Genomic DNA, 14,347 nt, shown 5'->3' on the forward strand with positions numbered 1-14,347 from the left:
AAAGTTGGATGAATAAAAACTTAAAAAATAAAATCTCAGACAGACTTGTGAATGCATTTTTAAAAAATAAAATAATCTCACCACTGCCTCAAAAAATTACAAAAAAACTTACTGATGCTGATGAATTTAGAAAATTATGTGAAAGTAAAATTAAAGAACCTATTATTGGATTTAAGGCTGGTGGAACAGGAATTCCTGTAATGAAAAAATTAAAAGAAAAAGAACCTTTTTACGCATCTATTTACAAAAGAAATTTTCTAAAAAGTGGAAAAAAGGTTAAAATTAACAAATTTACTTTAGGTATAGAGTTAGAAGTTTGTTATTTGATTAAAAAAAATTTCTTTCTATCAAAAGGTGTAATAACTATGAAAAATATTTCTAAATATATTTCTCATATGGCACCGTGTATTGAAGTTGTAGGTTATAGACAAAAAAAGAAAGGTGTTACATCTTTTGGTGATTTATCTAGTGATTTTGGTGCAAATGTAAAATTTTTAATTGGACAAAAGAAAAAGTATAAAAAAATTAATATTAATAACCTTAAAACGATTATTTCGAATAAGAAGATAAATCAGACTGTCTCAGGTAATACAGGAGCTGTTTATATTAGCCCTCTAAATTCACTTCGTTTTGTACTAAAGAAACTTAAAAAAGATAAAATAAATCTTAATAAAGATTTCTACGTATTTACCGGTTCAACAGTTGGCGTTGTTCCCATACTTGGAAAAGGATTGTATGCAGGTAAAATTGATAAGCTAGGTTCAGCAAAAGCTATCATCCATTAATGGGATTGCATTTTACATCAGAAGAATTTTCTAAAAGAAAACAAGATGTTTTAAAATCAATGAAAGAGCAAAATCTAGATGCTCTTTTAATGTTCAGACAAGAGTCTATGTATTGGCTTACTGGCTATGATACTTTTGGATATGTTTTTTTTCAAACCTTAATCTTGGATCAAGAAGGTAATGTTATTCTGTTAACTCGTGCTCCTGACTTAAGACAAGCACAAAATACATCAAACATTAAAGATATTAGAATTTGGATTGATCAAGATGGAATAAATCCAACAGATGATCTTAAACAGATATTAAACGAACTTAATTTAAAAGATAAAAATATTGGAATTGAATACGAAGCATACGGCATGACTGGACGTAACGCCTTAAGATTAAATAAATCTTTAGAGAATTATTGCAGTGTTGAAGATCAATCAGAACTAATAACAAAATTAAGAGTAATTAAATCTAATGAAGAATTGGTTTACGTTAAAAAAGCTGCTGAATTAGCAGATAGAGCTCTTGATGAAGCTTGGAAATATACAAAAGCAGGTGCTAGTGAAGCAAAAATTTTAGCAGAAATGCAAAAAGCAGTTCTTGAAGGTGGTGGAGATTATCCTGCTAATGAATATATCATTGGCTCAGGTGATAATGCTTTACTCTGTAGATATCAGTCAGAAAAAAGAAATTTGTCTAACACAGATCAATTAAGTTTAGAATGGGCTGGAACCTTTAAACATTATCATTCTGCAATGTTTAGAACTATCCCTATTGGAAAAGCAGATCCTAAACATATAAAAATGCATGAAGCTTGTGTTGAGGTTTTAAATAATTGTGTAAAAACTTTAATTCCAGGAAAAACTTCTGGAGATGTGTTTGATATTCACGCTAAAACTTTTGATGATCTTGGATACAATAAAGCGAGAATGAATGCTTGTGGTTATTCATTAGGTGCAACATTCTCTCCTAATTGGATGGACTGGCCAATGTTATATACAGGTAATCCTTATGTAATAACTCCTGGTAATGTCTTCTTTATGCACATGATATTAATGGATTCAGACAGCAATCTAGCGATGAATTTAGGGGAAACCTATTTAGTGACCGAGAATGGCAACGAAAGATTAGGTAAGCAAAAACTGGATTTAGTAGTCTTATAGGTCTCCATCATCAAGTCATCATCAAGTCTGAAATAAAATAGAGGTACCAGTCCAAATCTCAACTTTGAATGGAATTTAGACCCCCACCACCCTTTTTCTTAAATATGGTACCTAAAGTAATACCTATAGTCTTTGTTTTAGACGGTCATAGCCTATGAAAACAAATTCATATTAAAAAATATTATAAAAAATTTTTCAGAAAAAATTATTGGGAATTAAACTGGGACCTCGAAAAGGTTTGAGCAACTATCTTGAAGCCCCAGTAAAAGTTTCATTACTAAATGATAGTGTAAATATAAGGCTTAAAAAATATTTTACAAATACAAATAGCCCTTCAAGTTATGTCATTACCCATCAAGATATGACCATATTTATTAATTATAAAATTCTTATGAACTTACCAGAATTGATTCTTTTAGGATTTATTCCACTTTATTTATTTAGAAAATTAATAAAAATTTTAAAGAAACTTAGAAAAAATCAAATAAAATCTAACACTATTTCCTGGTCTTAAATTCATATTTAAAGGCTAAAAAATTTGATTTAATCTTTTTTAAAAAAAAAAGGATTGGAAAAAATAAAACAGCATAAGGTAATAATAAATAAATGAAAGGAATTGAACTTTCTGCACAAATCAAAATTGGTATCAAAATAGAAAAAAAAATAAAAAAAACTGTAAATAAAGAAATAGATACTAAAATAAATAATCTTTTTAAAAATAATAATTTTTTCAAATTAAAATCTAATAAGTTATTAAATATGTCACAAGATCTTATTATTATTTGTTTAAATAATTTTCTTAAAGTCATAGATCTTCAAGTTTTTTGTATTTATCATAAGCTTTCGACCATTCTTTTTTGCAATACCAATCAATCGCATACCCAATAACAAAACAAAAAAAAGCATACCTTGTAACAATTGTCTGACTCATTTGAAATGGAGCTATCATAATTGCTCCAAGAAAAGCTGACACAGCCCCAAAAGCAAAAGAGGGGTAAGAGTGATTTAGATTATATACGGGATGATCTAATCTATACTGTTTTTCCCATTCTTCTAATTTTTTTCTTTTCGTTTCTTTTTTTTTATTGCTCATTATTCAGATAAAAGTTTTTTCATTTAATTCATCGCACAGGTTTTTATTAGCGCAAAAAATACAATAAAAAATAACGAAACCATCCATATAGATAATGATTTTTCTTTCTTTGTATTTTCTTTTTTTAAATTATTTGGATTGTTGGTAATTTCAATTTTATCTTGGATTTTATTGGTAGATTTTTTTTTTACTATATTAGGTTTTCTAATCAATGGTTTTGCTCTTTCTACGCGTTCTTTTGTTGAAACAATTCTCTTTAAACCACCCATAACGTTATCAAAATTATATTCATTTATAATAGGTAAATTTTCAAAAGATTTTTTTATATTATTGTTATCTCCAATATCTTCATCTAAAGTTTTTTTTGCTAATGAATATGAACAGCTAAAAATTTCATAACATTCATTTTTTTTATTATTCTTTAAATAACTTCTATTTATTAAATATTTATTTAATTTTTTATGTGTGTGAAATTCAATTTTTCCTGCATCTTTACACATTACTTGAAAAAGAATTTTCCAGTCATTGATCTCTCCATAACCTTCATCATTTAACGATTCTTCTCTGTTGTTAATGTCGCTGGCAAAACCTACTTTAATAACTTCTTCCTTTTTAGAGCCTGCAATATAAATATATCCTTTTTCATAGTGTCTTTCTAAAAAAGCAATAGTTGCAGTATTACATTGAACACAATGTCCATTTCTAGTTCTCATGGAATGGGAAAATTTTGCACAAGGAGTTACACCAATTGCAATAATCTTGTCCGCCTCTTTCATTGATTTGTGATATTCGGTCTTTGATAAACCTGTGGCATCAAAGATTTTGTCCAAAGATATTTTTTGTGTTTCTAAAAATTTGAGCTGTTCTTTTGTTATATTCATTTATCCCACCAGTTTAAATGATACTTCATATTTCATAAACTTTATATTGGGTGCCACAGATAAGGCATCTCTTAAATTTTTATCATCTTCTAAGGCAATAATCAGCCCCTTAACATCTTTGTCACCAGCTAAATTATTTTTAATATGACCCATATATCTCTGTATTTGACCCATGACTATATCGCTAGCTCTACCCTTCTTTAATTCAATAACTAAAAATTCTTTTTGGTCTTTGCTAATTGCCAAAATATCTAAAGGGCCAGACCCAGTTGAATATTGAGTACAAAGTTTATTATTTTCTTTATGAATATTATAATCTTTATTCAACTCAATATTGGACCAATTTTTGATAATATAATCTTCGAGATGTTTCTCTAGTAGGAAAGAGGATTTTGGAGTTAAATTGTTTTCTAATGAAATATCTTTATCTACATTTGTTTGATTTAGAATAGGAATTATCTCTCCCGAATCTTCCACAGTTAATTTTAATTCTATTGTCTCAACTTCATTTTTATTTCCATCTAAGCATGGATGACCATCCTTAAAACTCACAACATTTCCAACACCTAAATAAGAGAATTGAGGATCTTTATTATCCCAACGTGCAAAAAAGTGTGGTGTCATTTCACCTGATAATAATTTTTGAAATGTTGGTTGATTTGAATGAGACTTTGGTTTTCCATACCAGACAATAACTTCTTTTGAATGATCATAATGATTATCAAAGTCATGCTCTGTTGTGCCTGGAACACCGATGTTCATAAAGATTATTAGATTGTCTTCAACACGCACATACCCTGTATCCCAATCATCTCCAGCTGGTCTACCTTTATCAGGAAAACAAACCCACCCGATATCTTTTCTGGAATATTTTGATCCTTTTTTGAATTCTAATTTCACTGATCAAAGACTACCAAACCCCTAATCAGGTGTCTAGGTGATGGAATTAACTAATATGCGTAAATAAAAAAGGTTTGTTCACAGTTGATAAAATTCTTTATACCAACTTACAAAATTTGTCACTCCCTCAATAACTGATGTTGAGGGTTTATAATTAAATTTTTCATTTAAAATTTTTGTATCAGCATAGGTGTCTGATACATCGCCTGGCTGCAAAGGTAAAAAATTTATTTTTGCCTTTTTATTTAAAATTTTTTCAAGTATGTCAATATAGTTCATTAGCTTTACGGGATTGTTATTTCCAATATTATAAATACGCCATGGGGCACTACTAGTTGCTGGATCGGGTTGATTGGCATTCCAATTAGAGTTAGTTGTTGATGGATTATCAAGAGTTTTAATTATGCCTTTTACAATATCATCAATATAAGTAAAATCTCTTGTATGTTTACCATTATTATAAACATCAATAGTTTTTTCTTCTAAGATTGCTTTAGTAAATTTAAAAAGAGCCATATCTGGTCTACCCCAAGGTCCATAAACTGTAAAAAACCTAAGACCTGTAGTTGGTAATTTGTAAAGATAACTATAAGTATGTGCCATAAGCTCATTACTTTTCTTAGATGCTGCATAAACTGATAAAGGATGATTTGCGCTATCATGTTCTGAAAAAGGTATTTTAGTATTAGCTCCATAAACACTTGAGGTGCTAGCATAAACTAAATGCTCAATGTTGTGGTAACGACAGTTTTCTAGAATGTGAGCAAACCCTACCACATTACTATTTATATAAGCTAGTGGATTTTCCATAGAGTAACGCACACCTGCCTGTGCCGCTAAATTAACTACACTTATTGGTTTATGAACTCTAAATAATTCGTCTAAATTTTTTTGTTCACTAATATCCATTCTATAATGTTTATAATTTGAATATTTTAAAAGTCTTTTAAGTCTTGCTTCTTTAATTTTAGGATCATAATAATTATTATGGTTATCAATACCTATTAACTTATCTCCTCGTTCTAACAATTTAATGCATAAAGATGAGCCAATAAATCCAGCAGAGCCAGTTACAACTATCATAATATTCTACTAAGATTACGAATTACATAGAATGCCTCAGCTGCCGCTACTCCTATTTTTTTTCCATTACTTTTTAATTGCGACTCAATATGTCCAAAACTATGTAAACTATGATTAAAATACTTTATTTTACTGTAAGAGTTATATGACTGTTTTCTTCTTTTAGATTTAAGATCCACTTCTTCATACCAATTATCTGCAGCTATACCTAAATTAGAAAATGACCAATCAATTGACCCTGGGGTTTTAAATCCAAAAATTGTAGAAATTTTTGACCCAACTATAGGTCTAGAAGCTATCATTACAGCTTTGTTAATAACTTTATGATCTATATTAAGTCCTGACTCTTCATGTGTCCAAATACGGTTTGGTTTATGTCTTTTTAAAATATTCTCAATATTTTTTACAAAGCTTAGTAAAGGTTCTTTATCAAACTGATTGTCTGGATATCTAAAAAAATATTTCACCTTAATTCCAAGAGCAGAACAAGAGTCTTCAAATGATTTTTCAAGATTTGTATACAATTCAGTGCTATTCTTTTTTTTTAATGATGGCTCTATTCTTGAGCTGATCCCATCGCCCATTACAACTATTCCAACTTTTTTACCACTCTTTACTAATTTTGTTATTACGCCTGAGGCTACCAATGCTTCTGTTCCTGGATGAGCAAAAATAAATAAATCATCTAAATTAAAAAATGTCTCCTTATAAATTTCTTTTAATAGATTTGTTATTCTTTCATTTCCTTTACCATCAATAAATGAATTTGCTCTATTTGCCATATTTCTCGAAATTTTTTGATTTTTATATAAATAATTAATTTTGTACTTTAAATCACCCCATCTAATACCATTTTCAGCGCAACCTATGTATTCAATTGTTTTCAAATCTGAAAACCATCTAGCAGAATTATCTTGATGTTTATAATGAGTGACAGCTATTACTGGCAGTCTTAGAGCCATTGACTCGAATGCAGTTGTTCCAAAAGCAGTAATTGCAATATCACTCTTTTGCATTGATTCAATTATTTTTTTAGCTCCAACATTTTTAAGAAAAGTAGATTTTTTTTTATGTTTTTTTAAAAATTTATTAATAGATTGAGTGTCAATATTTGAATTACTACCAATTAATATAATTACATGATTAATATGTCTACAATCTGCTATCTGTTCTAATGCTTTTTTAATCATATTTAATGGATCCGTACCGCCCATTGTTAAAAAAATAGTGCCTCTAAATAATTTATTATTTTTTGGCTGAGCCAAATAAAACTGTTTTCTTAGTGCTATAAACCTTGGAGACACATTTCCACTAACTTTAACATTAGATCCGTCTGGATAAATGTCTATAAAACTTCTGAATAAAGATGTTTCAAGTTTAGGTTTTCCAATATTAACGACTCTAATATTTAACATTTCCAATTTTTCTATTAATTTTGTAATAAATTTTCTATTAGCATCAAGCCATGGGTCATTCCATGCAATATCAATTACTACTAACCTAAATTTTTTAAAATCTTTAATTTTTAAGGGTATTTTTTTGAAACACTTTATTTTCGATTTATAATTTAAACCATTAAGAATTTCTTTAATTTCTAAATTTTTATTAGTCCAAATTTCACAATTAAACTTTTCTTTTAAGAGACTATGTTGTAATTGTAGAGATCTCATTAAATGGCCTGTTCCAATTTTTTCACTACATTTTGTAAGTATTAGGATTTTAGAACTACTTTTTTTATTCATAATAATTATTTATATAACAGTTTTATATTTGATAAAGAAATCTCAGCATTTTTTTTAGCATCCTCTGCATTAGATCCTGTTGTGACAACATAAAGTAACCTGTTTGTATTTGTGGGCTCTTCTAATTTAATTGGAAAAGTTAAATCTTTTAATATCACTAACTTAATTACATTTTTTAATTTGTTTACTTTTTCAATTCCATTAATATTATAAATAATCCCTTTCCTATGAAATAAATACTTATGGCAAATTGGTTTGGATTTGGAAAAATCTAATAGTTTTGAACCGAACTTTAATTTTAAACCCATTGACCATTTAACATGAGTTGAAATCATGTCAAAATTATATACTTTATTAGAAATTAATGGAGCTAGTGGAGCAGATCTTGATGCAATTTCTATAACTTTTGGGCCTGACTCAGTAAACATAATATCTCCTTTAGCGGGCCCCTCATTCAATCCGAGAGCTACGCAAGCTTTCTCAAAAACCTTTTTCACCTGTTTAACTTTTTGTTTGTCAAATTGTGGGTCAGCTACACTTCCATGTTCAATAATTTTTCCGTTAGAAATTATTTCTATATCTCTAATAGCAAAACAATAATAATTAAATTTTCCTTTATAAATAAAAGCTTCTATTGATATTTCAAAACCTTTAAGAAACTCTTCCACTAAATACTTTGGGCTATTCATGAGTGAAAAATCTTTCTTCACAGATTCAAGATCATTTTTTGATGAGATAACTCTAACACCTCTTGCACCTGATCCTTCTTCAGTTTTAACAACATATGGATAATTTTTTTTTAAAGATTTTAAATTATTAATTATTTCATAATTGGCGTATGGCACATCTTTTTTTTTAAATTTAACTGTTCTGTTAATTTTATTTGTTACATTCTTTGCTACTAATGAACTAATACTTTTTGTTTTAAATTTTTTGGCTATAAATGATCCTAGAATAGCAAGTTCTACTCCAGCAACCAAAACTCCCAAAACTTTATATTTTTGAGTAACTTTTTTTATAGCTTTTAAAACACTTAATGACTCTTCGTTTGGAGTAGAAATATTTAAAAAATAGTCAGCATATAATTTGGCAGCACAATTTATATTTTGATCTAATACTAAAGTAGAAATTTTATTTTTTTTACAATATTTAATGTAGGGAATCTGATGTACACCACCACCAAAAATAATTAATGGTGAAGTTTTAAATAGAACTTTATTTTTTTTCATTTATTAAATAATAAATTAACTATATTAGAACAATCAAATTTATACCTTTGCAGTTAGGATCTAAGCATTCCACCATTTACATTGATTGTTTGCCCAGTTATATAACTTGAATGGTTAGAGGCAAGAAATAATACTACTTCAGCTATTTCATTTGGAAATCCAAAACGACCAATGGGAATATCCTTAAGAATTGAATTCTTGTTATTATCTTTTATCCATGAAGTCATTTCCGTTGTTATGATGCCGGGAGAAATTGCATTAGATGTAATTCCTGAGCCACTGTAAATTCTTGCAAGTGACATTGTTAGACCAATAAGACCAGCTTTTGCTGATGCGTAATGCACTTGATTAACTCCCCCCCATTGCCCTCCTATAGAAGCTATATTAATAATTCTTCCCCATTTGTTTTTAATCATCCCAGGAATAGCTTCTTGTGAACATATAAATGCTCCTTGCAAATTAACACTTAGCATTTTGCTCCAGTCTTTATCTGAGATATCAAGAAATTTTTTTGGTTGAGAGATTCCAGCATTATTAATTAAAATATCTATATTTCCAATTTCATTAAAAACTTTTTTTATAGATTTTCTATCTGATAAATCACAATAAATTGCTATTGCTTCACTATTAGATTTTTTAATTTTATTTACAATTGCTTCAGCTTTCTTTTTATTACTTTTGTAACCTACAATCACATAATAATTTTCATTAGCTAGTCTTTCAACAATTGCTTTACCTATGCCTTGAGATCCACCAGTAATAAAAACTGTTTTATTCATAAGTAATATTAAATTGCAATGTTTGGTATCATCCTAATTGAAGGATCAATATTGACTATTATAACATCAATTTTATCGTCATTAAAAAAAATTTTCATATCATTTTCTAAATCACCTTTAGAATCTAATGGCTCTAAATCGCTTGAAATTAAGACTTTTTTTATAGGAAAATAAGGGATACCCGATTCTACTGTTACAGCTTTTCTTCTGCCAGAAAGCATTTTTTCAAGATGGTCAACTATTGTTCGATATCCTTGATTATCCCATAAAATAATTTTTACTTTTCCTTTCATGGCTCTTAAATTTGGAAGAGATGACAAAGCCGTTCTAAAACCACCATCCCCAATTATACATACAGATTGCCTATTATTTTCCTCTAATGCTGCACCAAGAGAAGCTGGTAAAGAATATCCCATTGGAGAATTTGCCCAAGATGAAAATATTCTTAATCCTCTATTTCGCTTCAACCCTAAGGCTGAGGAACAAACATTTTGGCCAGTATCAACAAAAATATCTGAATTTTCAGGCAAATTTTTATTAAGTGAGTCTATTAGCTGAAAAATTGAATAATTATTTTCAGTAGATAATGAATTGTCTGATGGACTTGGAATACTTTGAAACATTTTAATTGGTATCAAATTTGTTGATAATTCTTTTTTAAACACTTTATCTTTTTCATCAATATCAGGGATTGTATCATCAACATATTTTATAAAATCATAAATTAATCCAATAATAATTTTATCGATAGGACCTATTTTATGATTAATGAATTCGCTAGGATCAATAGTTAAAACAAACTTTCTAACTGATTGAAATTTTTTCTTACTCTCCTCTGTTAATAGAGGGAATGCTCTTTGAGGAATACGGGCACCAAGCACGAATAAATCTGAAGCCTCAATAAGACTTTTATTGGCTTCAGGATTACCAAATGGTCCAATCAAACCATCATAATATAAATTATCCTGTTTAATTGCATTGACAGCAGTAAAAGTTGAAATAATTTTTATTTTAAGTTTTTTTACAATGTTCTCGAATAATCCACTTGGTAACCATTGCATTCCGCCACCAATTAAAATTACCGGATTTTTAGCCTCAAGCATTTTTTTTAAAAGATATTCATAATCTTTTTTTGATGATAATGTATTATCTAAAAGCATTCCTTTGTTTAATGTCTCTTTAAAATCATAATAAATGTAATTTTCTAGATTTGGATTTTCCATAATTTGAGTTTGTGCGTCCATTGTTATGTCTAGGACCGCAGGTCCAGGTCTTCCTGTTAACATAAATTTAAATGCATCTCTTACAGCCGGTATAATTTGAGAACAATGGTCAACTTCTTTACAAGATTTGGTTAGATGATTTGTAGAACTCATAACATCAGTTTCTTGAAATCCATTTTGTAGACAAATATCAAAATTTGTTTTTTCAGGTGATTTTACTTGTCCAGATATAAATAAAACAGGAACCGAGTCAAACCAAGAGCCCGCAATACCAGTAATAGTATTTGTCAAACCAGGCCCAGAGGTAACAAGAACAACCGTAGGTTTTAAGGTGGCTCTTACATATCCTTCAGCAGCGTATGAAGCATCAAGTTCGTTGTCATAAGGTATTATTTTTATTCCTTTATCTGCTACTGAGTCAATTATCGCACTTATTGCGCCACCAGTAAAAACAAATGCAACTCTCACTCCAAAATTATACAGCTCATTAGCGAGAAAATCTGCACCAGTTTTCATATAAAATATTACGTTAAAATAATTTACTAAATTAGATAGTTTTGTTCTTAATATATGAAATTATAATTTTAACAAGGCCTTTTAAATCATCATAACCAACATTATAAAATTTATCACATAGGAATTTTCCTGGCGCTTTTTTATCTAAATCAACCCCAACTATTTTCCAGTCTAGTTTTTTTTTATAAAATTTAAATATGGTATTTGATCATGATTACAGCCCAAGAATAGTAAGCTATTTTTCATACATTGACCTTTAAAATTTTTTTTTCAAGCATTCGTTTTGTGCTGGCTGTAAAAACTTTATATTTACCATCTGTTTTAAATTTTTTTAGTCTTTTTGAAAAAGTTTTATAATATATTGCTGTAGGTTTTATTTTAAAATTCGTTTTATATTTAGCATTTCCAGTTGCCATCTCGACAGCAAATTTTAAATAATCAAACGAAAGTGCTTTTGGATAGAATCCTTCGATTAAACTATCGCCACCCATATCAAGATGTACTTCAATTAATTTTAAATTATTTTTAGAATCTGGACGAAGAGAAATTGATAAGGGTGAACGTTTAATATTGAATTTAGAAATAATTTTTTTAGCAATATTATTAGCTTGTTGTGACCAGTTGTTTATATTCGACTCATATGTTTTAAACCCCTTACCTGATATATTTCCATTTTTATCTATAATGTTAATTTCTTCTAACAAACAAATAGGGAATAATTGACCATTATTAACAAAACTTACAAATGATAGGTCTGGACCTTTAAGGAATTCCTCTACTAAAATCTTTTTATTAATAGTATTTTTAATCGCATATTTAATTGATGATTGTATTTTATTTTTTGAAAACACAACACTAATTCCACTTTTTCCTACTAAACTTAAAGCTGGCTTTATTACAGCTGGAAGTTTTACAATATTAATTGAATTACATTTATCTACATTATAGATCCTATATTTTATTGATGGGATATTTTTCTTATCTAAAGCTATTCGCATTTTATCTTTATTTACTAATTTTTTAGCAGATAAAACTGGTACTCCTGGAAGTTTAAAATGTTTACAAATTTTAGCAGTAGTGATCACTGGTGGTCCTGAACTTCTATTTAAAACACCTATTAATTTAAATTGATTTTTTAATTTATCTAACTCTTTGATAATTGTTTCTGCATTATAAGTACTTAGGCAAATTTTAAAATCTACATACTTAAAACCTGGTGCATATTTATTTTGATCAATTGCAATAACTATAAGTCCAAGGGATTTTGCTTTTATAATCACTGGTATTTGCGATTTTCCTGCAGCTACGCAAATTACTGCAAATTTATTTAAATTTTTAAAATTCATAAATCTTTTTACTTTAAAACTATTCATCTAAACTAGATAATTAAATAGTTCAATTATAATGATGTTATCAGAAGAGTCTCTAATCTTATCACATAACTTTTAAAATCTTATATTTTTACAAAATATAATTTTTTGATAAGAATTTATATTAATAAAGACGATATATTTTCTTTAATATATTAGTTAATAGACTTAGGAATTAGATGTTTTATTTTTAGATTATTATTTACAAATTTTATTTGATCATTTTCTTTATCAATAATCATTAATTTATCTCCTCTTTCTAACAATTTAATGCATAAAGATGAGCCAATAAATCCAGCAGAGCCAGTTACAACTATCATAATATTCTACTAAGATTACGAATTACATAGAATGCCTCAGCTGCCGCTACTCCTATTTTTTTTCCATTACTTTTTAATTGCGACTCAATATGTCCAAAACTATGTAAACTATGATTAAAATACTTTATTTTACTGTAAGAGTTATATGACTGTTTTCTTCTTTTAGATTTAAGATCCACTTCTTCATACCAATTATCTGCAGCTATACCTAAATTAGAAAATGACCAATCAATTGACCCTGGGGTTTTAAATCCAAAAATTGTAGAAATTTTTGACCCAACTATAGGTCTAGAAGCTATCATTACAGCCTTTGCGATAATATATTTAACAAAGAATGATATCTTTGGTTGTCCTTGCTTGCCCATATGTTGGCATTATAACAGTCAACGCATATATAACCAGTACGATTTTTTAGTGAGCCATTAGCCTTGATCCACTTACGTTGTTCACAATTCAAGCAATAGTCATGTGTAGGTGAAAGTATCTGGGCCGGAGGCTTATACATTATACAAGCACCACTGGATCACTTAACAAAATTAAATATTTTATCTACCACTTCTTCTGCATATTCTTTCTGCTGTTCCCTGGTTGATTTATTATATGAGGTATCAATCGTTGCTGCTTTAGTATGGCCCGATAACATTTGGACTTTCCAATGCTCTTTTAAATGTATCATACCTAAAGAAATGAAAGTTTTTTCATTTTTTCTTTAATCTATAATCCCTGCTAAATTTTTAGCAGCCTTTTTTTTGGATCCTACAGTTAATCCTTTGACATAGGCTGTCGCTATTCTTTCTGGATTTTTAATATTTCTTTTTTTAAATTTTTTTAATAAATCTTTGTAGTTAGGTTTTCTAGGCATTACTTCGGAGCTTTTTTTGTAATGGATTTTTCAAAATCCTCTGTCATCTCAGCAATCAGTGGTCGAAAGAAACTTGTAGCAATAATTATGAGTGCAGAAATTATTAGTAAGGCATCAAACTTAACTATATCTACAATAACTCTTGTAGTGCCTAAAATAACATGAACCAGCATTGTTAAAAACATTGCACCTAGCCATAAATATATTACTGAAAATTTATATGTTTTAGCTACTAATCCAGCACCTAACAAAGCACCTAGTATAAGAATAATAGGATCAGTTCCGATGGCTATTAAATCACCCAAAAATGAACCAATGAGAGCTATGTTAGTTAGGTAACCAACAGACAAAATTAAAATATTTGCAACTATGATTAGGTAGGAGAAGTATAATAAGACCATTAAATTTAAAAA

16 protein-coding genes are annotated in these 14,347 nt (G+C 28.5%); 3 read left to right on the forward strand and 13 right to left on the reverse strand.

The annotated features are described in order from the left end of the window. Positions 1-8 precede the first annotated feature (8 nt). The 3 genes from ABXT58_RS04245 (at position 9) to ABXT58_RS04255 (ending at position 2,450) form a co-directional block, all read left to right on the forward strand. Complete coding sequence (locus tag ABXT58_RS04245; protein WP_415303454.1) at positions 9-785, forward strand: fumarylacetoacetate hydrolase; 777 nt, start codon at positions 9-11, stop codon at positions 783-785. Beyond that, a complete protein-coding gene (locus ABXT58_RS04250) occupies positions 785-1,936 on the forward strand; it encodes a M24 family metallopeptidase (protein WP_415303455.1) in 1,152 nt (383 codons plus the stop codon). Before ABXT58_RS04245 ends, ABXT58_RS04250 begins: the two co-directional genes overlap by 1 nt. 238 nt (positions 1,937-2,174) lie before the next feature. Next, complete coding sequence (locus tag ABXT58_RS04255) at positions 2,175-2,450, forward strand: hypothetical protein (RefSeq protein ID WP_415303456.1); 276 nt, start codon at positions 2,175-2,177, stop codon at positions 2,448-2,450. A 291-nt stretch (positions 2,451-2,741) separates the two neighbouring features. Here ABXT58_RS04255 and ABXT58_RS04260 read toward each other — a convergent pair whose 3' ends face one another. The 13 genes from ABXT58_RS04260 to ABXT58_RS04320 all read right to left on the reverse strand — a co-directional run bounded on the left by ABXT58_RS04260 (position 2,742) and on the right by ABXT58_RS04320 (position 14,335). Further along, the gene (locus ABXT58_RS04260) at positions 2,742-3,029 is read right to left on the reverse strand and encodes a hypothetical protein (RefSeq protein ID WP_415303457.1); all 288 of its coding nucleotides are present in this window, start codon (positions 3,027-3,029) and stop codon (positions 2,742-2,744) included. Positions 3,030-3,052: 23 nt separating this feature from the next. Further along, positions 3,053-3,910: a GIY-YIG nuclease family protein gene (locus ABXT58_RS04265; protein WP_415303458.1), complete on the reverse strand. Its 858-nt coding sequence runs from the start codon at positions 3,908-3,910 to the stop codon at positions 3,053-3,055. Next, positions 3,911-4,810 (reverse strand): endonuclease NucS domain-containing protein, encoded by a 900-nt coding sequence (locus ABXT58_RS04270; protein WP_415303459.1) that lies wholly within the window; start codon positions 4,808-4,810, stop codon positions 3,911-3,913. Between the two features lie 78 nt (positions 4,811-4,888). Beyond that, on the reverse strand, positions 4,889-5,896 hold the full coding sequence (locus ABXT58_RS04275; protein WP_415304914.1) for an NAD-dependent epimerase: 1,008 nt from the start codon (positions 5,894-5,896) through the stop codon (positions 4,889-4,891). Beyond that, positions 5,890-7,635 carry a PIG-L family deacetylase gene (locus ABXT58_RS04280; protein ID WP_415303460.1) on the reverse strand — a complete coding sequence of 582 codons (1,746 nt, stop codon included), beginning with the start codon at positions 7,633-7,635 and terminating at the stop codon, positions 5,890-5,892. The genes ABXT58_RS04275 and ABXT58_RS04280 overlap by 7 nt, the downstream gene beginning before the upstream one ends. A 5-nt stretch (positions 7,636-7,640) precedes the next feature. Beyond that, on the reverse strand, positions 7,641-8,864 hold the full coding sequence (locus ABXT58_RS04285) for an ATP-grasp domain-containing protein (protein WP_415303461.1): 1,224 nt from the start codon (positions 8,862-8,864) through the stop codon (positions 7,641-7,643). A gap of 53 nt (positions 8,865-8,917) precedes the next feature. Then, the gene (locus tag ABXT58_RS04290) at positions 8,918-9,643 is read right to left on the reverse strand and encodes a 3-oxoacyl-ACP reductase family protein (RefSeq protein ID WP_415303462.1); all 726 of its coding nucleotides are present in this window, start codon (positions 9,641-9,643) and stop codon (positions 8,918-8,920) included. A gap of 8 nt (positions 9,644-9,651) precedes the next feature. After that, a complete protein-coding gene (locus ABXT58_RS04295; protein ID WP_415303463.1) occupies positions 9,652-11,382 on the reverse strand; it encodes a thiamine pyrophosphate-binding protein in 1,731 nt (576 codons plus the stop codon). Between the two features lie 242 nt (positions 11,383-11,624). Then, positions 11,625-12,755 carry an ATP-grasp domain-containing protein gene (locus ABXT58_RS04300; RefSeq protein WP_415303464.1) on the reverse strand — a complete coding sequence of 377 codons (1,131 nt, stop codon included), beginning with the start codon at positions 12,753-12,755 and terminating at the stop codon, positions 11,625-11,627. Positions 12,756-12,907: 152 nt separating this feature from the next. Continuing rightward, positions 12,908-13,072, reverse strand: coding sequence for an NAD-dependent epimerase/dehydratase family protein (locus ABXT58_RS04305; protein ID WP_415303465.1), 165 nt, complete (start codon positions 13,070-13,072; stop codon positions 12,908-12,910). Next, a complete protein-coding gene (locus ABXT58_RS04310) occupies positions 13,069-13,437 on the reverse strand; it encodes a hypothetical protein (RefSeq protein WP_415303466.1) in 369 nt (122 codons plus the stop codon). Before ABXT58_RS04310 ends, ABXT58_RS04305 begins: the two co-directional genes overlap by 4 nt. Positions 13,438-13,781: 344 nt before the next feature. Further along, entirely contained in the window at positions 13,782-13,934 is a 153-nt protein-coding gene (locus tag ABXT58_RS04315) for a hypothetical protein (RefSeq protein ID WP_271525710.1), read from the reverse strand. Next, positions 13,934-14,335 (reverse strand): hypothetical protein, encoded by a 402-nt coding sequence (locus ABXT58_RS04320; RefSeq protein WP_415303467.1) that lies wholly within the window; start codon positions 14,333-14,335, stop codon positions 13,934-13,936. The genes ABXT58_RS04315 and ABXT58_RS04320 overlap by 1 nt, the downstream gene beginning before the upstream one ends. Between the last annotated feature and the right edge of the window lie 12 nt (positions 14,336-14,347).

It is taken from the genome of Candidatus Pelagibacter sp. Uisw_090 (genome assembly GCF_047717845.1).
In the GTDB taxonomy this organism is placed as follows: Bacteria; Pseudomonadota; Alphaproteobacteria; order Pelagibacterales; family Pelagibacteraceae; genus Pelagibacter.

Bases quoted from the DNA above. Each gene is read 5' to 3' on its own strand.
- ABXT58_RS04245 (WP_415303454.1), top strand. From the start codon at position 9: ATGAATAAAAACTTAAAAAATAAAATCTCAGACAGACTTGTGAATGCA.
- ABXT58_RS04310 (WP_415303466.1), bottom strand. From the start codon at position 13,437: ATGGGCAAGCAAGGACAACCAAAGATATCATTCTTTGTTAAATATATT.
- ABXT58_RS04290 (WP_415303462.1), bottom strand. From the start codon at position 9,643: ATGAATAAAACAGTTTTTATTACTGGTGGATCTCAAGGCATAGGTAAA.
- ABXT58_RS04320 (WP_415303467.1), bottom strand. From the start codon at position 14,335: ATGGTCTTATTATACTTCTCCTACCTAATCATAGTTGCAAATATTTTA.
- ABXT58_RS04315 (WP_271525710.1), bottom strand. From the start codon at position 13,934: ATGCCTAGAAAACCTAACTACAAAGATTTATTAAAAAAATTTAAAAAA.
- ABXT58_RS04305 (WP_415303465.1), bottom strand. From the start codon at position 13,072: ATGATAGTTGTAACTGGCTCTGCTGGATTTATTGGCTCATCTTTATGC.
- ABXT58_RS04295 (WP_415303463.1), bottom strand. From the start codon at position 11,382: ATGAAAACTGGTGCAGATTTTCTCGCTAATGAGCTGTATAATTTTGGA.
- ABXT58_RS04260 (WP_415303457.1), bottom strand. From the start codon at position 3,029: ATGAGCAATAAAAAAAAAGAAACGAAAAGAAAAAAATTAGAAGAATGG.
- ABXT58_RS04280 (WP_415303460.1), bottom strand. From the start codon at position 7,635: ATGAATAAAAAAAGTAGTTCTAAAATCCTAATACTTACAAAATGTAGT.
- ABXT58_RS04300 (WP_415303464.1), bottom strand. From the start codon at position 12,755: ATGAATAGTTTTAAAGTAAAAAGATTTATGAATTTTAAAAATTTAAAT.
- ABXT58_RS04285 (WP_415303461.1), bottom strand. From the start codon at position 8,864: ATGAAAAAAAATAAAGTTCTATTTAAAACTTCACCATTAATTATTTTT.
- ABXT58_RS04265 (WP_415303458.1), bottom strand. From the start codon at position 3,910: ATGAATATAACAAAAGAACAGCTCAAATTTTTAGAAACACAAAAAATA.
- ABXT58_RS04250 (WP_415303455.1), top strand. From the start codon at position 785: ATGGGATTGCATTTTACATCAGAAGAATTTTCTAAAAGAAAACAAGAT.